At 68.1% G+C, this 19,770-nt stretch carries 24 protein-coding genes; 14 read left to right on the forward strand and 10 right to left on the reverse strand.

From position 1 onward, the window contains the following. Position 1: 1 nt before the first annotated feature. From ACXI0D_RS06940 to ACXI0D_RS06955, 4 genes are all read right to left on the reverse strand, one after another. Entirely contained in the window at positions 2-607 is a 606-nt protein-coding gene (locus ACXI0D_RS06940; protein ID WP_479642443.1) for a HutD/Ves family protein, read from the reverse strand. 34 nt (positions 608-641) lie between these two features. Then, positions 642-1,367, reverse strand: coding sequence for a murein L,D-transpeptidase catalytic domain family protein (locus ACXI0D_RS06945; RefSeq protein WP_004147404.1), 726 nt, complete (start codon positions 1,365-1,367; stop codon positions 642-644). Positions 1,368-1,384: 17 nt separating this feature from the next. Continuing rightward, positions 1,385-2,470: a L,D-transpeptidase gene (locus ACXI0D_RS06950; protein WP_014036263.1), complete on the reverse strand. Its 1,086-nt coding sequence runs from the start codon at positions 2,468-2,470 to the stop codon at positions 1,385-1,387. Between the two features lie 351 nt (positions 2,471-2,821). Continuing rightward, the gene (locus tag ACXI0D_RS06955) at positions 2,822-3,148 is read right to left on the reverse strand and encodes a ComEA family DNA-binding protein (RefSeq protein WP_479642444.1); all 327 of its coding nucleotides are present in this window, start codon (positions 3,146-3,148) and stop codon (positions 2,822-2,824) included. Between the two features lie 199 nt (positions 3,149-3,347). Here ACXI0D_RS06955 and ACXI0D_RS06960 point away from each other — a divergent pair, with 199 nt between their 5' ends. From ACXI0D_RS06960 to murU, 4 genes are all read left to right on the forward strand, one after another. Continuing rightward, positions 3,348-4,841, forward strand: coding sequence for a M20 family metallopeptidase (locus ACXI0D_RS06960; RefSeq protein WP_101765060.1), 1,494 nt, complete (start codon positions 3,348-3,350; stop codon positions 4,839-4,841). 69 nt (positions 4,842-4,910) lie between these two features. After that, positions 4,911-5,180 (forward strand): GlsB/YeaQ/YmgE family stress response membrane protein, encoded by a 270-nt coding sequence (locus tag ACXI0D_RS06965; RefSeq protein WP_005415577.1) that lies wholly within the window; start codon positions 4,911-4,913, stop codon positions 5,178-5,180. A 64-nt stretch (positions 5,181-5,244) separates the two neighbouring features. Then, complete coding sequence (locus ACXI0D_RS06970) at positions 5,245-6,270, forward strand: aminoglycoside phosphotransferase family protein (protein WP_479642445.1); 1,026 nt, start codon at positions 5,245-5,247, stop codon at positions 6,268-6,270. Continuing rightward, positions 6,267-6,977: an N-acetylmuramate alpha-1-phosphate uridylyltransferase MurU gene (murU, locus tag ACXI0D_RS06975; RefSeq protein ID WP_119007191.1), complete on the forward strand. Its 711-nt coding sequence runs from the start codon at positions 6,267-6,269 to the stop codon at positions 6,975-6,977. The genes ACXI0D_RS06970 and murU overlap by 4 nt, the downstream gene beginning before the upstream one ends. A 529-nt stretch (positions 6,978-7,506) precedes the next feature. Here the strand turns inward: murU and hda are convergent. Genes hda through ACXI0D_RS06990 form a run of 3 tightly spaced genes read right to left on the reverse strand, consistent with a single transcriptional unit; the run spans position 7,507 to position 10,519 of the window. Continuing rightward, entirely contained in the window at positions 7,507-8,214 is a 708-nt protein-coding gene (hda, locus tag ACXI0D_RS06980) for a DnaA regulatory inactivator Hda (protein ID WP_014036258.1), read from the reverse strand. Then, on the reverse strand, positions 8,214-9,383 hold the full coding sequence (locus tag ACXI0D_RS06985; RefSeq protein ID WP_049442953.1) for an AI-2E family transporter: 1,170 nt from the start codon (positions 9,381-9,383) through the stop codon (positions 8,214-8,216). The genes hda and ACXI0D_RS06985 overlap by 1 nt, the downstream gene beginning before the upstream one ends. Further along, positions 9,380-10,519 (reverse strand): DUF2066 domain-containing protein, encoded by a 1,140-nt coding sequence (locus tag ACXI0D_RS06990; protein WP_479642446.1) that lies wholly within the window; start codon positions 10,517-10,519, stop codon positions 9,380-9,382. The genes ACXI0D_RS06985 and ACXI0D_RS06990 overlap by 4 nt, the downstream gene beginning before the upstream one ends. Positions 10,520-10,618: 99 nt before the next feature. Here ACXI0D_RS06990 and purM point away from each other — a divergent pair, with 99 nt between their 5' ends. The 7 genes from purM (at position 10,619) to ACXI0D_RS07025 (ending at position 15,541) form a co-directional block, all read left to right on the forward strand. Next, on the forward strand, positions 10,619-11,677 hold the full coding sequence (purM, locus tag ACXI0D_RS06995; RefSeq protein ID WP_479642447.1) for a phosphoribosylformylglycinamidine cyclo-ligase: 1,059 nt from the start codon (positions 10,619-10,621) through the stop codon (positions 11,675-11,677). A gap of 21 nt (positions 11,678-11,698) precedes the next feature. Continuing rightward, a complete protein-coding gene (locus tag ACXI0D_RS07000) occupies positions 11,699-12,187 on the forward strand; it encodes a hypothetical protein (protein WP_049442956.1) in 489 nt (162 codons plus the stop codon). Beyond that, the gene (locus tag ACXI0D_RS07005; RefSeq protein WP_087921762.1) at positions 12,184-12,606 is read left to right on the forward strand and encodes a hypothetical protein; all 423 of its coding nucleotides are present in this window, start codon (positions 12,184-12,186) and stop codon (positions 12,604-12,606) included. Before ACXI0D_RS07000 ends, ACXI0D_RS07005 begins: the two co-directional genes overlap by 4 nt. Before the next feature lie 41 nt (positions 12,607-12,647). After that, entirely contained in the window at positions 12,648-13,310 is a 663-nt protein-coding gene (locus tag ACXI0D_RS07010) for a DUF2238 domain-containing protein (RefSeq protein ID WP_119007192.1), read from the forward strand. Beyond that, complete coding sequence (purN, locus tag ACXI0D_RS07015; protein WP_119007193.1) at positions 13,307-13,966, forward strand: phosphoribosylglycinamide formyltransferase; 660 nt, start codon at positions 13,307-13,309, stop codon at positions 13,964-13,966. The genes ACXI0D_RS07010 and purN overlap by 4 nt, the downstream gene beginning before the upstream one ends. 67 nt (positions 13,967-14,033) lie before the next feature. Then, positions 14,034-14,855, forward strand: coding sequence for a DUF3108 domain-containing protein (locus ACXI0D_RS07020; RefSeq protein ID WP_049442960.1), 822 nt, complete (start codon positions 14,034-14,036; stop codon positions 14,853-14,855). A gap of 2 nt (positions 14,856-14,857) precedes the next feature. Continuing rightward, positions 14,858-15,541, forward strand: a complete 684-nt coding sequence (locus ACXI0D_RS07025) for a DUF3108 domain-containing protein (protein WP_014036249.1) — start codon at positions 14,858-14,860, stop codon at positions 15,539-15,541. Between the two features lie 115 nt (positions 15,542-15,656). Here the strand turns inward: ACXI0D_RS07025 and ACXI0D_RS07030 are convergent, their stop codons facing one another. From ACXI0D_RS07030 to ACXI0D_RS07040, 3 genes are read right to left on the reverse strand one after another with little or no spacing between them, the layout of a single operon-like run. Next, positions 15,657-15,986: a hypothetical protein gene (locus ACXI0D_RS07030; protein WP_014036248.1), complete on the reverse strand. Its 330-nt coding sequence runs from the start codon at positions 15,984-15,986 to the stop codon at positions 15,657-15,659. Beyond that, positions 15,983-17,254 (reverse strand): UDP-N-acetylglucosamine 1-carboxyvinyltransferase, encoded by a 1,272-nt coding sequence (gene murA / locus ACXI0D_RS07035; protein ID WP_014036247.1) that lies wholly within the window; start codon positions 17,252-17,254, stop codon positions 15,983-15,985. Before murA ends, ACXI0D_RS07030 begins: the two co-directional genes overlap by 4 nt. A 21-nt stretch (positions 17,255-17,275) precedes the next feature. Next, positions 17,276-17,506 carry a BolA family protein gene (locus tag ACXI0D_RS07040; protein ID WP_005408396.1) on the reverse strand — a complete coding sequence of 77 codons (231 nt, stop codon included), beginning with the start codon at positions 17,504-17,506 and terminating at the stop codon, positions 17,276-17,278. 54 nt (positions 17,507-17,560) lie between these two features. Here ACXI0D_RS07040 and ACXI0D_RS07045 point away from each other — a divergent pair, with 54 nt between their 5' ends. The 3 genes from ACXI0D_RS07045 (at position 17,561) to lptC (ending at position 19,749) form a co-directional block, all read left to right on the forward strand. Next, positions 17,561-18,562 carry a KpsF/GutQ family sugar-phosphate isomerase gene (locus ACXI0D_RS07045; protein ID WP_049442962.1) on the forward strand — a complete coding sequence of 334 codons (1,002 nt, stop codon included), beginning with the start codon at positions 17,561-17,563 and terminating at the stop codon, positions 18,560-18,562. Between the two features lie 66 nt (positions 18,563-18,628). Beyond that, positions 18,629-19,177 carry a KdsC family phosphatase gene (locus tag ACXI0D_RS07050; protein ID WP_014036245.1) on the forward strand — a complete coding sequence of 183 codons (549 nt, stop codon included), beginning with the start codon at positions 18,629-18,631 and terminating at the stop codon, positions 19,175-19,177. Next, on the forward strand, positions 19,174-19,749 hold the full coding sequence (gene lptC / locus ACXI0D_RS07055; RefSeq protein WP_049442963.1) for an LPS export ABC transporter periplasmic protein LptC: 576 nt from the start codon (positions 19,174-19,176) through the stop codon (positions 19,747-19,749). The genes ACXI0D_RS07050 and lptC overlap by 4 nt, the downstream gene beginning before the upstream one ends. The last annotated feature ends 21 nt before the right edge of the window (positions 19,750-19,770 follow it).

Here is a 19,770-nt window from a genome sequence, read left to right on the forward strand (position 1 = left end):
GCTACCCGGCGCTCGTTACCCGTATCGCCAGCAATTCGCCACCGCCCTGCAACGCATGACGCTGCCTCTCGCCCGCCGCCAACCACGCGGTGTCTCCCGCCTGCAGCGCCGGCAGGCCACTATCGGCACCGAACTCCGCCTGTCCGGCCAGCAGGTGCAGCGCCCACGCAGCGCCCGGTTCGCAGAAGAAGAACATCGTGCCCACCAGCGGCCGGTGCAGCAGTTCGGCTTGCAGCAGGTCGCGCTTCCACATCAGGTTGAAGTCGTGGGTGGTGCCATCGACCAGTTCGCCGTGCAGCGCTTCCTCACCGGCAAAGCGCACCCGACCGTGCGGCGGCAGCACCTCGGCCACTCGGCCATCCTCGAAACGCAGGCGCACGCCATTGCCCTGCAGCAGCACCAGTTCGCGCTCCACGCCGGGGAAGGCGGAAAACGCAGCGTCCTGCTCGATCTCGGCCACCGACAGGCGCAGCGCCCAGTCATCACCCTGTGCAGGCAGGCGCAGGATCTCGCGGGTCCAGCCAAGTCCATTCCGCCAGCGTTCGCGGCGATAGTCCAGGTGGGAGATCACCTGGCTCGGAGTGTGCAACAGGGAGTCGATGTTCATCGGCGCATTGCATCACGCCGCGCGCCGTCGTGCATCACCGCGTGGCGAGCGTGCCCTGGCCACCGCACTCGCCCCCCAGCAACTGCGAGTGCTTCAGCCAATCCTGATCGGGGTAGTAGGCAAACACCATCGTGCCACCGCGCAGGGCGTCGATCAGCGGCTTGGCCACCGACAGCCGCACCGCCGGGCAGCCCAGGCTGCGGCCGAGCCGCCCCTGCAGCTGTGCGGTGGCCGGGTTCACGTAGGGTGCGCCGTGGATGACGATCGCGCGTTCGCGCGCGCGGTCGTTGAAGCCCGGCTCCAGGCCGGCCAGGCGAAGCGAATATCCATTGCCGCCCATGTAGGTCTCCTGCGCAGTGAACGCGCCGAGACTGGACATGAAACTGCCATCGCGGTTGGAGAAGTGTTCGGTGCGGTTCTCGCCGCTGTTGCGGCCATGCGCCACCCATTCCTCGAACAGCAGGCGCTGGTGCGCCAGGTCGAACACCCACAGGCGCGGCTCGGTGGACGGCCGCGAATAGTCGATCACGCTGAGGCGATCACCGTTGATGCCCAGCTCCGGCCGCTGCAGCGCACAGCGCATGGCATGTGCCGCCAGCTGCAACACGTGGCGGTCGGCCTTGGGCGCACTGCGCGACAGCAAGGCAGCCAGATCATCGGCACTGGTGGCGAGGGCGGGCGTCTGTGCCAGCGCCGGGGCGCTGGCGGAGGTCGCCAGCAGGCCGAACGCGGCCAGCCGGCACAGGCGGGATGCAGTCATGGGCACAACGAGGGGACTCAGTTGCCCTTGAGGGTGGACCCTGGCGGCTCGGATTCCAAGACCGGCTGCATTCCGGATTCAGCCGGGCTTGGGCGGACCGCCGGCAGCGAGGTGACCAGCAGGGTCGTGCCCGGCACCAGCACCTGGTACAGCTGGCGGGCGAAATCGGCCGGCAGCGCCATCGGCAACGAGGGCGTGGCCAGCAGGTCCGGGGTGGCCTGGGCACGGTCCTGGCCCAGCAGCGGATAGGCCGTCCACTGGTGCAGGCGCTGGTTCACGTCCAACGGGCTGGGCGTATCGCTGTAGCCCTGCCCCATCACGAACAGCGTGGTGCCCTGGAATGCCGGCAGGGCGTCGGCCTTCAGCGGCGACTCGCCGATCATCACGCCATCGCGCAGCACATACAGGCGCTGGTCATGCAGGCTGACCAGGATGCCGACCTGCCCGGCCGGGGCTGCGCTGTCGTCCCACCAGGCCTGCGCCGGCGCCCCGCCCTCGGTCTCCGGCAGGGCCTGGCCACGTGCGTTGACCGGTGCCAGCACCGACGGATAGGCCAGGGTCATCGGCGAGCTCTTGGCATCGGCCACCACCACCGTATCGCCGCGCTGGGTTTCGCTGAACAGCTTCTGCGCGAACGCCTGCGGCAGGCGCACGCAGCCGTGCGAGGCCGGGTGCCCGGGCAGGCTGCCGCCATGCAGGGCGATGCCGTCCCAGGTCAGCCGCTGCATGTAGGGCATCGGCGCGCTGTTGTAGAGATTGGACTTGTGGTCCTTGTCCTTCTGCAGGATGGTGAACACACCGGTCGGTGTCTCGTGCCCGGCCTTGCCCGAGCTGATCGTGGTCAGGCCGATGGCAATGCCGTTGCGGTAGACGTAGGCGCGCTGCTCATCCAGGCTGACCACCAGCACGATCGGTCCGGTCGGCGAGATTTCCGGATGCCACAGGTACTCGCCCGGCTTCAGGTCGGTCGGCCCGCGTACCTCGGCGGTGCTGGCAGCAGCGGCCGTTGGCTTGGCAGCCGCAGCCGGTGCAGCGGCGTGGGCCAGCAGCGGCAGGGCCAGCGCCAAGGCGAGCATCAGGGTCGTGGGGCGGTGCGGAAGCATCCAGCGGTGTCCTTTCCATGCGGAGCGGCCACCGTACACCATCGGCCCGTGGTGACCGCGGCAAAACCGGGCGCCGGAAATGAAACTGCCCGGCGACACAGCCATGTGTCGTACCGGGCAATCGTTACGTCCTTGTCGGCCTGCTGCCGCCCCCTCGCATCCTGCGCTGTGGGGGTAGCGTTGCATCCTGCACGCGGCCGCGTCTGTCCTGTTTGTATCTCAGCCCCTTCCACAGGTCTGTGATGCCACCATCCTGGTGATTGGTGCCGCGTCCTGCGGCGGTCGGTGGTCACGGCCTTCCTGTCCGTGTCCGGTGAACCAGCCTCCTGCCGGTTCCGACGATTCCTGCTGTCAGCGCCTGGGTACGGTCCGCACCGGTACCGATCCGGGTACCGGATCCGCCGGCAACAACCCGTTGCCTACGGTGATCCGCTGTCGATTCCGTTCGACGATCGCTTTCCCTATCCCCTTCACCTGCGTCAGGTCCTCGACGCGATGAAACGGGCCGTGTCTGCGCCGGTGCTCGACGATCGCCTCGGCCTTGGCGGCTCCGACCATCGTCAATCCCTGCTGCAGCGCCTGGGCATCGGCGCGGTTGATGTCGATCGGTTCGGCGGCATGCGCCCCAGCGATCCCCACTACCAGCACCAGTGCCCTCAACACGACAAACCAAGGCACGACGTGTATCTCCCTGTGATTCTGGCCGTCCCGACCGGCAATCCCGTCGGTAGGAACAGTGTCCGTCACCACATGTGCACAGCCTATCGGTTTCCCGGATTTCCGTAAGCCAGCCAAATACCCGACGTGATGTAGGAAAAACCCTACCCTCAGCACAGGCGTAGAATGCGCGGATCAGCCCATGCAACCGGAGTTTCAGATGGACAGCGCCAAGCTCGGCCAATTCGTCAATGACAAGTGGGACAGCGAAATCGTCCCGCAGTTGGTCGACTACATCCGCATTCCCAACAAGTCGCCGATGTTCGACGCCAATTGGGTGCAGAACGGCTACATGGAACAGGCGGTCACCCTGATGGAGAACTGGGCCAAGGCTCAGCAGCTGCCCGGCCTGAAGGTTGAAGTGGTGCGCCTGGAAGGCCGTACCCCGCTGATCTTCCTGGAAATTCCGGCCACCGGCGCCGAAACCGGCGACGACACCATCCTGCTCTATGGCCACCTCGACAAGCAGCCGGAAATGACCGGCTGGGACGACGATCTCGGCCCGTGGACCCCGGTTCTGCGCGGCGACAAGCTGTATGGCCGCGGCGGTGCGGACGACGGCTACGCCATCTTCGGCTCGCTGGCCGCGGTGCTGGCACTGCAGGCCCAGGGCCTGCCGCACGCCCGCTGCGTGGTGCTGATCGAAGCCTGTGAAGAGTCCGGCAGCTATGACCTGCCGGCCTACGTCGACCACCTGGCCGACCGCATCGGCAAGCCGTCGCTGGTGGTCTGCCTGGATTCGGGCTGCGCCAACTACGACCAGCTGTGGTGCACCACCTCGCTGCGCGGCCTGACCGGCGGCAACTTCACCGTGAAGGTGCTCAACGAAGGCGTGCACTCCGGCGATGCCTCCGGCGTGGTGCCGTCCAGCTTCCGCCTGCTGCGCCAGCTGCTGTCGCGCATCGAGGACCAGGACACCGGCCGCATCCTGATCGACGGCATGAACGTGGAGATCCCGGCCGAGCGCCAGGCGCAGGCCAAGCGTGCCGCCGAAGTGGTCGATACCGAGATCTTCGAGAAGTTCCCGATGGTCGACGGCCTGCGTCCGATGAACGAGGACCTGACCGAGCTGGTGCTCAACCGCACCTGGCGCCCGGCGCTGTCGGTTACCGGCGTGGGTGGCATGCCGGCGCTGGAATCGGCCGGCAACGTGCTGCGCCCGCAGACCTCGGTGAAGCTGTCGCTGCGCCTGCCGCCGACCGCCGATGGCAAGACCTGTGGCGAGCTGCTGAAGGAAGCGCTGCTGCGCGATCCGCCGAACGGCGCCCACGTCACCCTGGACCTGGAAAAGGCCTCCACCGGCTGGAACGCCCCGGCAATGGCGCCGTGGCTGACCCAGGCCATCGACGACGCCAGCCAGGCCTTCTTCGGCAAGCCGGCGATGTACATGGGCGAAGGTGGCTCGATCCCGTTCATGGGCATGCTGGGTGAGAAGTTTCCGGGCGCCCAGTTCATGATCACCGGCGTGCTCGGCCCGCATTCCAACGCGCACGGCCCGAACGAGTTCCTGCACATCCCGATGGGCAAGAAGGTCACCGCCTGCGTGTCCAAGGTGATCAGCGAGCACTACGCCGCCAGCCTGCGCGGCGAGACCAGCGGTTCGCCGGTGGCTGCCGACAGCGGCACCCGCCACGGCGACCACGGCTGCTGCTGATCCGGCACCCGTGACGGACGCAGCCTGGCCTTGCTAGGCTGCGTCCACACTCAAGCGGAATCCGCGCGCATGAATGGTCTGTTCGGCAGCAGCAGCTGGCTGTACATCCTGCTGGTTGGCTTCTTCGTCGGCCTGCTCGGGCGGTTCTTCATGCCCGGCAACAACCGCATGGGCTGCCTGCTGACCATCGTGCTGGGCATTCTCGGTGCCCTGCTGGCCGGCTGGTTCGGCCAGTACATGGGCTGGTACGCCCCTGGCGAACCGGCTGGTTTCCTCGGTGCAGTGGTGGGCGCGGTGGCCGTTCTTGCCGTCCTGCGCCTGTTCAGCGGCCGCCGCTGACGCCGCTCCCCCTTCCCTTCCTGTTGCCGACGTTGGCGCGCCCGGCGCGCCCGGATATGCCTGCATGACCGAACCCGCCTCTGATCCCCAGCGCAGCGCGCAGCGCCTGCAGTGGGCCCGTACCCAGCTCGACGATGCCGACGCGGTGGTCGAACGCGCCTCGGTCGATGCCGGCATGCGCAGCTACTGGCGCACCACCAGCACGCGTGGCAGCCACATCGTGATGGACGCTCCTCCGGGACTGGAAGATCCGCGGCCGTGGCTGCGCATGCGCCGCCTGCTGCACGACCACGGCCTGCGCGTGCCCACGCTGCTCGCCCAGGACCTGGAGGCCGGCTTCCTGCTGCTGGAAGATCTCGGCGGCCCGACCCTGGCGAAGATCCTCGACGAGCGCAACGCCGATGACTGGTTCGGCCGTTCGATCGAACAGCTGCTGCGCCTGCAGGCGATCCCGGTGCCGGCCGACTTCGGCCAGTTCGGCGAAGCGCTGCTGCAGCGTGATGCCGGCCTGTTCGACGAATGGTTCCTGCAGCGCCACCTGAACCTGGAGCTGGACTGTGGCGAGATTGAAGGCCTGCAGCTGGTGCACCGCCGGCTGATGGACAATGCGCTGGGCCAGGCCCAGCTGATGACCCACCGCGACTACATGCCGCGCAACCTGATGCCGGTCGACGACGGCCCCGCGGTGCTGGACTTCCAGGACCTGGTGCGTGGCCCGATCGCCTACGACGCGGTGAGCCTGTTCAAGGACGCCTTCCTGAGCTGGCCGCTGCAGCGCGTGGACGAGTGGCTGGCGCAGTACCACGAGCGCGCACGCAGCGCCGGCCTGCCGGTGCCCGACCGTGCCACCTTCCTGCGCGATGCCGACTGGATGGGCATCCAGCGCCACGTGAAGATTCTCGGCCTGTTCTGCCGCCTGCGCTACCGCGACAACAAGGGCCACTACCTGGACGACGCACCGCGCTTCATCACCTACCTGGATGAAGTGCTGCCGCGCTATCGCGAACTGGCGCCGCTGCAGCAGCTGCTGGACGAGCGCATCAAGCCGGCGCTGGCCGAACTGTCCGCACCGATGCGCGTGGCCCGATGAAGGCACTCGTCTTTGCCGCCGGGCTGGGTGAGCGCATGCGCCCGCTGACCCTGCACACGCCCAAGCCGCTGCTGGAAGTGGCCGGCAAGCCACTGATCGTCTGGCACCTGGAACGCCTCGCGGCGCTCGGCGTGCGCGAGGTGGTGGTCAACACTGCGTGGCTGGCCGAACAGTTTCCGGCGATGCTGGGCGATGGCAGCCAATGGGGCCTGCATCTGCATTTCCTGTACGAAGGGCAGACCCCGCTGGAAACCGGCGGCGGCATCCTCAACGCGTTGCCAGTGCTGGGCGACGCCCCGTTCCTGGTGGTGAACGGCGACATCTGGACCGATTTCGATTTCGCCACGCTGCCGCGCGAGCCGCAGGGCCAGGCACACCTGGTGCTGGTCGACAATCCGGTGCAACACCCCGACGGTGACTATCGACTCGATGCGCAGGGCCTGCTGCATCACGACCGTGCAGGGCCGTGCCTGACCTATGCCGGCATCGGCGTGTACCGTCCTTCGATCGTGGCCGACTGGCGCACGGTGATCGGTGATGCACCGGGCAGCGAGCGGCTGCCACCGAAGTTCTCGGTGGTGCCGCTGCAGAAGCACTTCATGGCGCAGGGGTTGATGAGCGGGCAGCACCATCGTGGGCGCTGGACCGATGTCGGGACGGTGGATCGCCTGCGCGCGCTGGATGCGGAGTTGGCAGCGAACGGCTGAGCCCCTCGTGGCTGGTCGTTTTCAGAGCAGATGCCGTGCTTGGCCGGGCGGGGTGGGTTCGCGGGGGACGCCGTGAACCCGTCCCTGGGGGCTTGGCCGCGGCATCCATGCCGCGGACACCCCCGCGAGCCCACCCCGCCCGGCCTCTGACAGTTTCCGTGGGCGTCCAGCCACGGAAGAAAGAAAGAAAAGCAAAAGCGGGTCGCTTCGCTGCGCTTGCTCTGGTGACGACCAACGGTCGTCACCTACCACAAGCAAGACACATGTCGACCAAGGTCGACACCTACCAACAGCAGTGCAGTGCGCAGTCCCGGCAGATCGCAGCCAACTGTCGAAGGCGGGGTGGCTCAGGTTGCGGGGGCGTGAGCGCCATGGATGGCGCGACCGAGGCTACATGGACGTACTTGCGCCGTCCCCCGCAACCTGAGCCACCCCGCCATCCCACGGATAGCCCGCTTTTGACGTTGACGTTGCTTCGGCTTCGGCTTCGGCGGGTGCAGGGCGCAGCCCTGCAAAGCAAACCCCACCCTCAGTAACGCGGCCGGCCTTCTTCCAGCACCTGGCGCAGGAACGGCACGGTGATCCGCCGCTTCGCCGCCAGTGATTCGCGGTCCAGCCAGTCCAGCAGGGTGATCAATCCACCCAGTTCGCGACCGGTGTGCGACAGCAGCCACTCGATGGCCGCCTCGTCGATGGCGAGGCCGCGTCGCAGTGCACGCTCACGCAGCACCGCGGCCCGCCCTTCCTCATCCAGCGGCTGCAGCAGCACGCGCACGCACTGGCCCAGCCGCGAGCGCAGGTCCGGCAGCACCAGGCCCAGCTCGCCCGGTGCCTTCTGCGCGGTGTACAGCACGGTCACGCCCGCAGCGCGCGCACGGTTGTGGAAATCGAACAGCGCGATCTCGTCCTCGCGGTTGCCGGCAACCTCGTCCAGGCCGTCCAGCGCCACCAGTTCGCGCACTTCCAGCCCATCGAGCGCCGCGCGGACACGGCCGGCGGCGCTGGCCAGCGGCACGTAGGTCGGCAGGCGTCCGGCCTGCTCGGCGCTGGAGCACATCGCCAGCGCCTGGTGGGTCTTGCCGGTTCCCGCCGCACCTTCCAGGTAGACCCAGTCGTGGCTGGCGCCGACCGCGATCGCGCGCAGCTGCGCCAGCGCGCCATCCGGCGCGCCGATGAAGGTCTCCAGGCGCTGGTCCCGCGGGTAATGCAGGGCCAGCGGCAGTTGCGGCACACCCATCACTTCAGGTCGGGGCCCTTGTCGTCCGGAACGATGATATGGGGGGCGTCGACCACGCCATCAAGCACGATCGCCGGCTTCTCGCCCACGTACAGCTCGCTCTGGCGGTAGCGCTGGTGGGCATAGCGCAGCAGCACGTTGGTCACCGCCGCCACCGGCAGCGCCAGCAGCATGCCGAGGAAGCCGAACAGCTGGCCGCCGGCCATCACCGCGAAGATCACCGCCACCGGGTGCAGGCCAATCTTGTCGCCGACGATGCGCGGGGTCAGCACGTAGCTTTCCAGCAGCTGGCCCACGGTGAACACCACGCCGACCAGCAGCAGCAGCTTCAGGTCAAAGCCCTGCGCCTGCACCAGTGCGGCCACGATGGCCATCAGGATGCCGGTGGTCGCGCCCAGGTACGGGATGAAGCTGATCAGGCCGGCAATCAGGCCGATCAGCAGGCCCAGCTTGAGGCCGACCAGCGACAGGCCGCCGGCATAGATCACGCCCAGCGCCAGCATCACCAGGAACTGGCCGCGGATGAACGCCCCCAGCACTTCGTTGGACTCGCGTGCCAGCGCACTGATGGTGCCGATCTGGTTGCGCGGGATCACCGAGGCCACCCGCTCGACCAGCTTGTCCCAGTCACGCAGGAAGTAGAACGCCAGGATCGGCAGCAGCAGGATGTTGACCACCCAGGTCACCATCGCAAAGCCCGAACGCGAGACGTAGCCCATGAACGTGGTGGCGAAGCCGCCGGCCTGCTGCCAATGGCTGCGCACCCATTCGATCAGGCGGTCCGGATCCAGCCACTGCATCACTTCCAGGCCGGTCTTGTGCTCGAACCAGGGAATGCCGGTCTGCATAAGCCATGCCTGCGCCTGCGGCGCGACCGCGATCAGCGTGGTGATCTGGCGCTCGATCATCGGCACCAGCACCAGCAGCAGTGCCACGAGCACCAGCACCATCGCGGCGAACACCAGCACCACGCCGGTCATGCGCGAACGGCCGGTGGCCTCGATGCGGTCCACCAGCGGGTCACCCAGCCAGGCCAGCGCCAGTGCCAGCACGAACGGGGTCAGGATCGGCGCCAGCAGCCACACCACCCAGCCGATCAGGCCGGCGAACAGGATGTACTTCAGCCGGCGCAGGAACTGCGCGATTTCAGCTTCCGGGGTCAGGGTCATCGCAGGCGATACTCGTTGCTGACCGGCGCGGCCACCGGGGCACCGGTGCTGTCATCGATCGGGGTCGGCAGGGCCGGCAGCGGCGCGCTTGGCACCAGCACGCCGTTGTCGCCGAGCATGCGGTTGAAGCCGGCCAGGCCGGTGGTCATCTCCACGCTCAGCTCCAGCTGGCCGGCCGAGGCGTGCAGCGGAGTGACATTGCGCACCACCGGCACCTCGCGCAGGCCAGCGGCCAGGCGCAGGTAGTCATCGGCGCTGTTGATGCCGGTCACCACCAGGCGGTAGGTGCCGGCCTGGCCGACGGCCACGCCGGCCTTGGCGTAACGCTTGACCAGCGCATCGGCGGCGCCGTCGGCACCGGCGGCCATCGCGCGCATGGCGTTGGCGTCCTTGCTGGTCCACTTGTTCAGTTCGCGGCCGTTGTCGACGAACACCCAGTCCGCCTGCCAGCCACCATTGGCGCGGTACAGCTTGCCGATCAGCTGCATCGGCGGCGAGTAGCGCGAGGAGGCACGGGCCACGGCGGCACTGTCCTGGCGCCAGATGGCACCGGCCAGGGCCTGTTCGGCGGCACCGCCGCTGGGCAGGCCCAGCTTGTACCCCCGCTCGATGGCGCGGTTCAGCAGCGGGCGGGCGGCATTGGCCTGCTGGACGCTGACCAGGCGCGGGCCACTGCCGTCGTCGACGGCCAGCCACAGTACCGGCTTCGGTCGCGGCTGCGGCCACAGCGGCAGGCCCAGTGCCGAGACCAGCGAATCGACGTCATCCTCGCGGAAGCGGGCCACCAGCAGGGTCCGGAAGCTCGGTGCGCCGCTGGCGCCCACGCTCTGGTCCTGCTTGTAGTCGTAGCTGGCCACGTAGTCCTTGGCATTGCGCAGCGCCTGCACCACGCCGGGGCGTGACATCACGTTGCGGTCGCCGGACAGCTTGCCCAGCACCACGCTCAGGGCACGGGCCAGGGCACCGTTGCGATCGGCTTCGGCCTGGCTGTTGACGGGCACTTCGGCCTCGTAGGCACCGGAGGCGGTGGCGACATCTCCCTCGGTGCGCAGGCCGCTCTGGGCCATCGTGGCCACCGGCAGGCTCAGTGCAAGGAGCAGGGTCAGAATCAGGCTGCGGCGCATCAGGACATCCATTGGCTCGACGAATCCGGGGGAATTGTTGCCCGAATACGGCCTTTGCGCCAATGCGGCCTGTTAAAATCGCTCGTTCAACCCCTGCCAGCGCCGACGCCCGTGACCAACACCCCGTCTTCCGCCCCCTCCCCCCTCACCTACCGTGACGCGGGTGTCGACATCGACGCCGGCAACGAGCTGGTCGAGCGGATCAAGCCCCTGGTCAAGCGCAGCTTCCGCCCGGAAGTGATGGGCGGCCTGGGCGGCTTCGGCGCCCTGTTCGACCTGTCCAACAAGTACCGCGAGCCGGTGCTGGTGTCGGGTACCGACGGCGTAGGCACCAAGCTGAAGCTGGCCCACCAGCTGAACCGCCACGATACGATCGGCATCGACCTGGTCGCGATGTGCGTGAACGACGTGCTGGTGCAGGGTGCCGAGCCGCTGTTCTTCCTGGACTACTTCGCCACCGGCAAGCTGGACATCGACACCGCCGCGGCGGTCGTGGGCGGCATCGCCAATGGCTGCACCGAGGCCGGTTGCGCGCTGATCGGCGGCGAAACCGCTGAAATGCCCGACATGTATGCCCCGGGCGAGTACGACCTGGCCGGCTTCACGGTCGCTGCGGTCGAGAAGAGCGAGCTGAAGGACGGCGCCAGCGTGGCCGCCGGCGACGTGCTGATCGGCATCGCCTCATCCGGCCCGCATTCCAATGGCTACTCGCTGGTGCGCCGCATCTACGACCGTGCCGGCCGCCCGGCCGACCTGGAGCTGGAAGGCGGCGTGAAGCTGGTCGACGCGCTGATGGCGCCGACCCGCCTGTACGTGAAGCCGATCCTGTCGCTGCTGAAGACGCACGGCGAGGCCATCCACGGCATGGCCCACATCACCGGTGGCGGCCTGACCGAGAACATCATCCGCGTGGTGCCCGACGGGCTCGGCCTGGACATCCAGGCCTCGGCCTGGACCCTGCCGCCGGTGTTCCAGTGGCTGCAGAAGGAAGGCGCCGTGGCCGACAGCGAGATGTGGCGCACCTTCAACTGCGGCATCGGCTTCGTGCTGATCGTGGCGGCCGACCAGGTCGCCGCCGTGTCCGAGGCGGTCAAGGCACAGGGCCTGGAACACTGGACCATCGGCCAGGTGGTCACTGCTGAAGGCGCCGAACGCGTCCACATCGGCTGAACCCGGCCCCGAGGAGCCCGCATGGACGCAACGCCCCCCCTGCCCCCCGCCCCCGTGCCGCCGCCAACTGCGGCGGTACCGGCGTTCAGCAGCCAGGATGCTGACCATCTGCGCATGCTGTCGATTGCGCACTACGTGGTCGGTGGCCTGATCGCGCTGTTCTCGCTGATCTTCATCGTCCACATCGTGCTGGGCATCACCGCCCTCACCGGCAATCTGCCGATGAACTCCGGCGACCAGCCCTCGTCGCCGGCCGAACAGCGCCTGTTCGGCTGGATGTTCACCCTCATCGGCTGCGTCATCGTGTTCGGTGGCGTGACCCTGGGCGCGTTCGTCGCCTATGCCGGCCGCTGCCTGGCCCGCCGCCGCCGTTACCTGCTGTGCCTGATCATGGCCGGCCTGGCCTGCCTGTTCACGCCGATCGGTACCGTGCTGGGCGTGTTCAGCCTGATCACGCTGCTGCGCCCGCAGGTCAAGGCCGCGTTCGACACCGCTGGCACGGCGGCATGACGAGCCCGGGCGCGCCTCCGCCGCTGCCGCAGCAGACCCTGGCGCACCTGCAGCTGGCCAGCCACCTGCAGACGCTGAAGGTGCTGTTCTACGCGCTGGCGGTTTTCCACTGGGTGGCCGCGCTGGCCTTCCTCGGTTTCATCGGTCTGGTCGCCAGCTCGCGCGGGCTGGACGATGGCGCGGTGCTGGCCACGGTGTATGGCGTCATTTCACTGCTGGCTGCCGCGCTTGGCTTCGTGCAGCTGCACACCGCGCGCCTGCTGTCACGTCGCACCGGGCTGGCCTGGTGCCAGCGCGCGGCCTGGCTGGCGGTGCTGGCCGGACCGCTGGGCATGGCCCTGACCGCCTATGCCTGGGTGTTCCTTTCCAAGCCTGACATGGCCGCACTGTTCGACCGCGGCGACCATCTCAGCGTCTGAGCTTGCCGGCAGACGCCCCGCCCTTCCCTGATCGACTCCCCATGTCCGCGCCTGCCTTCCCGACGACCGCCTCGCCCACCGCCTTCCGTTTCTCGGGCCCCAAGAAGCTGGCCTTCGCCGCCGTACTGACGGTGTTCGCGATCAGCTGGGTCCACCCGCTGTGGCCCACCGAGCAGGCGCTGCACAGCACCCTGACCGTGATCGGGCTGGCCGCCCTGCTGTGGGTCGACCGCCGCGGTGGCTGGCTGGGCAACGGTGCCTTCATCGCGATCTGCGGCTTCATCGCCCTGCACTGCGTGGCCGCCCGCTGGCTGTACTCCAACGTTCCCTACGATGCGTGGACGCAGGCGCTGACCGGCTGGTCGCCGAATGCGGCGTTCGGTTGGCAGCGCAATCATTTCGACCGCCTCATCCACTTCCTGTTCGGCGCCTGCTTCACGCCGGCGCTGCTGCAGCTGGCACGCCACGCGTGGCCGGCGCTGTGCCGCGGGCAGGCCTTCACCCTGGCGGTGATGACGGTGATGTGCGCCAGCCTGGTCTACGAGTGGTTCGAGTGGGCCATCGCGCTCGCCCTGTCGCCGGATGCCGCCGAGGCCTACAACGGGCAGCAGGGCGACATGTGGGACGCGCATGCCGACATGTTGATGGCCACCGTGGGCAGCCTGCTGACCTGGCCGCTGATCCGCCGGAGTACCCGGCAATGACCGCGCCCACCCGCATTGCCGTGCTTGCCTCCGGCCGCGGCAGCAACCTGCAGGCCATCCTCGATGCCATCGCCGCGGGCCGCCTGCCCGCCGAGGTGGTCGGCGTGTTTTCCGACCGCCCGGCCGCCGCCGCGCTGCAGCGGGTCGGCGCCGACCTGCGCTGGGCACACGCACCGAAGGAATTCGTCGACCGCGCGGCCTACGAGCAGGCGCTGGGCGACGCACTGGCCGCGGTCGCACCGGACTGGATCATCTGCGCCGGTTACATGCGCATCCTCGGCGCAGACTTCGTGCAGCGCTTCGATGGCCGCCTGGTCAACATCCACCCGTCGCTGCTGCCGCTGCACAAAGGGCTGGACACGCATGCGCGGGCGCTGGACGCCGGCGATGCCGAGCACGGTGCCAGCGTGCACCTGGTCGTGCCCGAGCTGGACGCCGGCGCCGTGCTGGCCCAGGTGCGGGTGCCGGTGCTGCCCGGCGATGACGCGGACAGCCTGGCTGCACGCGTACTGGCGGTGGAGCACCCCCTGCTGATCGCCACCCTGCAGCTGTTGTGCACCGGCCGCCTGGCTGAACGGGAGGGCCAGCCGCAACTGGACGGTCACCCCCTGTTTAGCCCGCTGGCCCTAGATTCCGCCGGGAACCTGAACCGGTAACTCCCATGCACACGCCCCGCTGACTGCGGGGCTGGCATCCTGCCCCCTCCTGCGGTCCCTGTCCTCCATGAAGACCACGACCCTGCTGTCCACTTCACTGCTGTTGTCGCTGGCCGTGCTCCCCGGCGTGGGCTGGGGCCAGGTGCAAGCGCCTGCGGCCCCTGCGCAGCCGGCACCCGTTGTACAGCCGCCCGCGGAACCGGCCGTGCCGATGCCTCCGGCGCTGGCCTGGGAGCCGCCGCCGCTGCAGCCGTTCACCGCTACCTACCAGGCCTTCTACAAAAGCAAGGAGGCCGGCGATGCCAGCATGCAGGTCACCCACACCGGCGGCAGCCAGTGGCGGGTGGACATGCAGGTGGTCGGCCGCCGCGGCTTTGCCAGCGTGCTAGGCCTGAACATCGAACAGAGCACGGTGTTCGAGGAGCGCAACGGCGTCTATGCACCGCTCAGCCAGAGCACGGTGCGCAAGGGCCTGTTCCTCGGCAAGAAGGCGGTTGGCACCTACAACTGGCAGGCCGGCACCGCGCAGTGGACCGGCGACGTCAAGAAGGACCGTGCACAGCCGATTCCGCTGCAGCCGGGCGACCAGAGCGCCCTGCTGATCAATCTGGCGATCATGCGGGATGCCCGTCCGGGTGCCACCATGCACTACCGCTACGTGGACATGGGCAAGGTCCGCCAGCATGACTACCAGGCCGCGCCGCAGACCGAGAACGTCGAGGTCGGCGACCTGTCCTACAACGCGCTGCGGGTCTACCGGACCAACGGCGGCAACAACGAAACCATCCTCTGGATCGCCAACGGTGTCCCCACCCCGGTGCGCATCCTGCAACGCGAAGACGGCGAAGACCGCGTCGATCTGCGCCTGATCGAATACCAAGGAGTCTGAGCATGAGCACCCTGACCCGTCCCCTCACCTGGATCGCTGCAGCCGCGCTGTCGGTGGCCAGCCTGCCGGCCATGGCCCTGCAGCCGTTCAAGGCCGATTACCTGGCCAGCTACATGGGCATGCAGGCCAATGGCAGCATGACGCTGAGCAGCGAGGGAGCCAACAAGTGGCGCTACACGCTGCAGGTGAAGAACCAGCTGGCCGACCTGAGCCAGAGCACCGTGTTCGAAGAGGTGCGCGGCCAGCTGCGCCCGCTCAGCAGCCAGGACCGTTCGGCGCTGCTGGTGAAGAAGCGCAACGTGCAGGCCAACTACAACTGGACCAGCAACCAGGCCACCTGGACCGGCGACATCAAGCCGGACCGCGCCGGCCCGATCGCACTGAAGTCCGGTGACATGGATGCACTGCTGATCAACCTGGCGATCGCCCGCGACCTGGCCGCCGGCAAGCCGCTGACCTATCGCATGGTCGACGAAGGCCGCATCAAGAACATGACCTACCGCGTGATCGGCAAGGAATCGATCACCGTGGGCGGCAAGAGCTACGAAGCGACCAAGGTGTCGCGTGCCGACGGCAACAAGGAACTGATCGCCTGGATCGTGCCGGAATTCCCGGTGCCGGCGCGCATGCTGCAGCGGGAGAACGACCGCGATGCGCTGGACCTGACCATCAAGGCGATGAACTGACCGGAGATCCACGTCATCCACGCATGGCGTGGATCTACTGGAAACCTGAAGTAGATCCACGCCATGCGTGGATGGGTGTACCCCAAAGAAAACGCCCGCTTCCGCGGGCGTTTTCTTATTTCTTCGCTTCAGCCGGCTTCTGTTCCTCGGCCGCCTTGAACTCGGTGCGGCAGTCCACGCGGATCTGCTCGCCGGTGCTGCGCCAGACGAAGGTGCGGCAATGGCGGTTGCCGTCCTGGCTGTCATTCACCGCAACGGCATAGAACGACTCGATGATCTCGTCACGCGAGACCGTGCCATCGCCGTTCCAGTCCATGTCCTTCTGCTCGATGCCCTGAGTGATGGCGATATTGGCGTACCAGGCATAGCCCAGCCACGCCAGCACGATCAGCACCAGCGCCAGCAGCGCCTTGCGACGCGGGCTGAACTTGCCGCGCAGGATCATGGCACGCGCCGGATGGTGGCGCCGAGCGAAGACAGCTTCTCTTCGATGTTCTCGTAGCCACGATCAAGGTGGTAGATGCGGTCGATGGTGGTCTCGCCGCTGGCCATCAGGCCGGCCAGGATCAGCGAGGCCGAGGCACGCAGGTCGGTGGCCATTACCGGCGCACCGCTCAGGTGTTCGCTGCCACGCACGATGGCCGTGTGGCCTTCGACCTGGATGTCCGCGCCCAGGCGCAGCAGTTCGTTGACGTGCATGAAACGGTTCTCGAAGATCGTTTCGTTGATCACGCCCACACCGTCGGCCACGCAGTTGAGCGCCATGAACTGCGCCTGCATGTCGGTCGGGAACGCCGGGTACGGCGCGGTGGTCAGGTTGACCGCCTTCGGCCGCTTGCCCTGCATGTCCAGGGTGATGGTGTCGTCGGTGGTCTCGATCTTCGCACCGGCTTCGACCAGCTTGGACAGCACCGCGTCCATGGTGTTCGGCCGCGCACGGTTGACCGTGACCTTGCCGCCGGTCATCGCTGCGGCCACCAGGAAGGTGCCGGTCTCGATGCGGTCGGGAAGCACTTCATGGCGGCCACCGGACAGGCGCTCGACGCCTTCGATGACCAGGCGGGCAGTACCCAGGCCTTCGATCTTCGCGCCCAGCGCGATCAGGCAATGCGCCAGATCGGTCACTTCCGGTTCCATCGCACAGTTGTCGAGGATGGTGGTGCCTTCAGCCAGCACCGCGCCCATCAGCACGTTCTCGGTGCCGGTGACGCTGACCATGTCGAAGGTGAAATGGCCGCCCTTCAGGCGCTTGGCGGTGGCCTTGATGAAGCCGTTCTCGACCACGATCTCGGCACCGAGCGCCTGCAGGCCCTTGATGTGCTGGTCGACCGGACGCGAACCGATCGCGCAGCCGCCGGGCAGCGACACTTCCGCCGCGCCGAAGCGGGCCAGCAGCGGGCCCAGCACCAGGATCGAGGCGCGCATGGTCTTGACCAGCTCGTATGGCGCCACGTGCTGGTTCACCGAACGCGGGTCGACCACGATCGCGCTGCCGCGCGACAGCGTGCCCTGGTCGATGGTGACCTTGGCGCCCAGCTCGCCCAGCAGCTTCACCGTGGTGACCACGTCGTGCAGGTGCGGCACGTTGGTGATCTCCACCGGCGCATCGGCCAGCAGGGTCGCGCAGAGAATGGGGAGAACGGCGTTCTTGGCGCCGGAGATGCTCACTTCACCGTGCAGCGCAGCGCCGCCGGTCACAACGATCTTGGCCATGTATTCGGGATCTTCTGCGGTTCAGCCGGCTTCGGCCGGGGTCACGGTTTTCAGCGCCAGCGCGTGGATCGCGCCGCCCATCAGGTCGCCCAGGGTGGCATAGACCATCCGGTGGCGGGCCAGCGGCATCTTGCCGGCAAAGGCCTCGCAGACCACGGTCGCTTCGAAATGCACGCCATCGTCGCCCTGCACGTCGGCGCGGGCGCCGGGCAGGCCGGTTTCGATCAGGTTGCGGATGGTGTCGGCGTCCAACGGGCTTTCCTAATAAAATGTGCCTCCATTCTACTTCCGCTGCGTGGCGTCCGCATGGCCGAATCCCTGTTGCCCCCCCGTTCCGTCGACCCTGCCAGCCTGGTCGCCAGTGGCCGCCGCGTCTTCGAGATCGAGCAGCAGGCCCTGGATGCCGTGGCCGACCGCCTTGGCGAGGCCTTCCAGCAGGCCTGCCAGGCGATCCTGGCCAGCCGCGGCCGGGTGGTCGCCACCGGCATGGGCAAGTCCGGGCATATCGCCCGCAAGATCGCCGCCACCCTGGCCTCGACCGGCACTCCGGCGTTCTACGTGCACCCGGGCGAAGCCGGCCATGGCGACCTGGGCATGATCACCGAGGACGACGTGGTGCTGGCCCTGTCCTATTCGGGCGAGTCGGACGAAGTGCTGATGCTGCTGCCGGTGCTCAAGCGCCAGGGCAACGTGCTGATTTCCATGACCGGCCGCCCGCAGTCCAGCCTGGCCACCGCCGCCGACATCCACCTGGACGTCAGCGTTCCGGCCGAGGCCTGCCCGCTGGCGCTGGCACCGACCTCCAGCACCACCGCCTCGCTGGCGATGGGCGATGCGCTGGCCGTGGCCCTGCTCGACGCACGCGGCTTCACCGCCGACGACTTCGCCCGTTCACACCCGGCCGGCAGCCTCGGCCGTCGCCTGCTGCTGCACATCACCGACGTCATGCACACCGGCGAGGACCTGCCCAGCGTGGGTGCCGACGCCAGCCTCAGCGAAGCGCTGATGGAGATGAGCCGCAAACGGCTGGGCATGACCGCCGTGGTGGATGCCGATGGCGTGCTGATCGGCCTGTTCACCGACGGCGACCTGCGCCGCGCGCTGGACAGTGCACTGGACGTGCGCACCGCGAAGATCGCCGATGTGATGACCCGCAACCCACGCACCATCGGTGCCGACCAGCTGGCGGTGGAGGCTGCCCGGCTGATGGAGACCCACAAGATCACCGGCCTGATCGTGATCGACGGCCAGGGCCGCGCGGTCGGCGCCCTGAACATTCATGACCTGTTGCGGGCCCGGGTGGTTTAACCGACAGTCCGTAGACCCCATTCAGTCTGTACTGCCCCACCCGAACCTACCGAGTCCGCCGCCCTGATGCCCTGGTCCCCCCTGCCCGCCTTCCCCGCCCACCTGCATGCCGCCGCGGCCCGCGTCCGCCTGGCCTGCTTCGACGTGGACGGCACCCTCACCGACGGTCGGCTGTACTACGACAAGGACGGCAACGAGAGCAAGGCGTACTTCGTGCAGGATGGCCTGGGCCTGAAACTGCTGCAGCAGCACGGCATCCACCCCGTGCTGATCACCGCGCGCAACAGCCAGTCCGCGCTCAGGCGCGGCGCCGACCTCGGCATCGACACCCAGATCGCCGTGGGCGACAAGCTGGCCAGCGTGCAGGCGCTGTGTGCGCAGCACGGCATCGGCCTGGAGCAGGTGGCCTTCATGGGCGACGACCTGCCGGACCTGGCGCCGCTGGGCGCGGTCGGCCTGGCGGTGGCGCCGGCCAACGCCCACCCGTGGATCGCCGAGCGCGTGCACTGGCAGACCCGCGCCGATGGCGGACGTGGCGCTGCCCGTGAGCTGTGCGACATCCTGCTGGCCGCCCAGGGCCACGTGGACGCGGTCCTGGCGAGGTTCGGCGCATGAGCCTGCCGACCGTGAACTGGCGCACCCTGCTCGGCATCGGACTGCTGCTGGCGGCCCTGCTCAGCAGCTGGGCGGCCCTGCGCAACCGCGACAAGGGTCCGGCCAGTGCCGGCCAGGAAGTCGGCGTGGACTACATCCTGCACGACTTCCAGATCGTCGCCCTGGATGAGCACGGCAAGGAATCGACCACCCTGCGCGCACCGTTGCTGGAGCGCCAGCGTGGCGACCAGACCATCAACATCGCCACGCCGCTGTTCGAGATGCCGGACAAGGATGGCAAGCACTGGACCCTGCGTGCCGAGACCGGCTGGCTCAGCGCCAAGGGCGACGAGATGAAGCTGCGCGGCAATGTCGCCGGCGACAGCCCGGCCGACCCGGGCGTGGTGCCGACCACCTTCCGCACCGACCACCTGGACGTGTTCCCCAAGGAGAACCGTGCCCGTACCGATGCACTGGTCACCATGACCCGCCCCGGCATGGAACAGTCCGGTGTTGGCTTCGAGGTGGATTCGAAGAACAACACGTATCATTTCCTCAGCCAGTCCAAGGGCCGTTACACGCCCCGTCGCTGATTCCGCCGCCCTCCTGCGACG

This window comes from Stenotrophomonas sp. C9D9 (assembly GCF_056491205.1).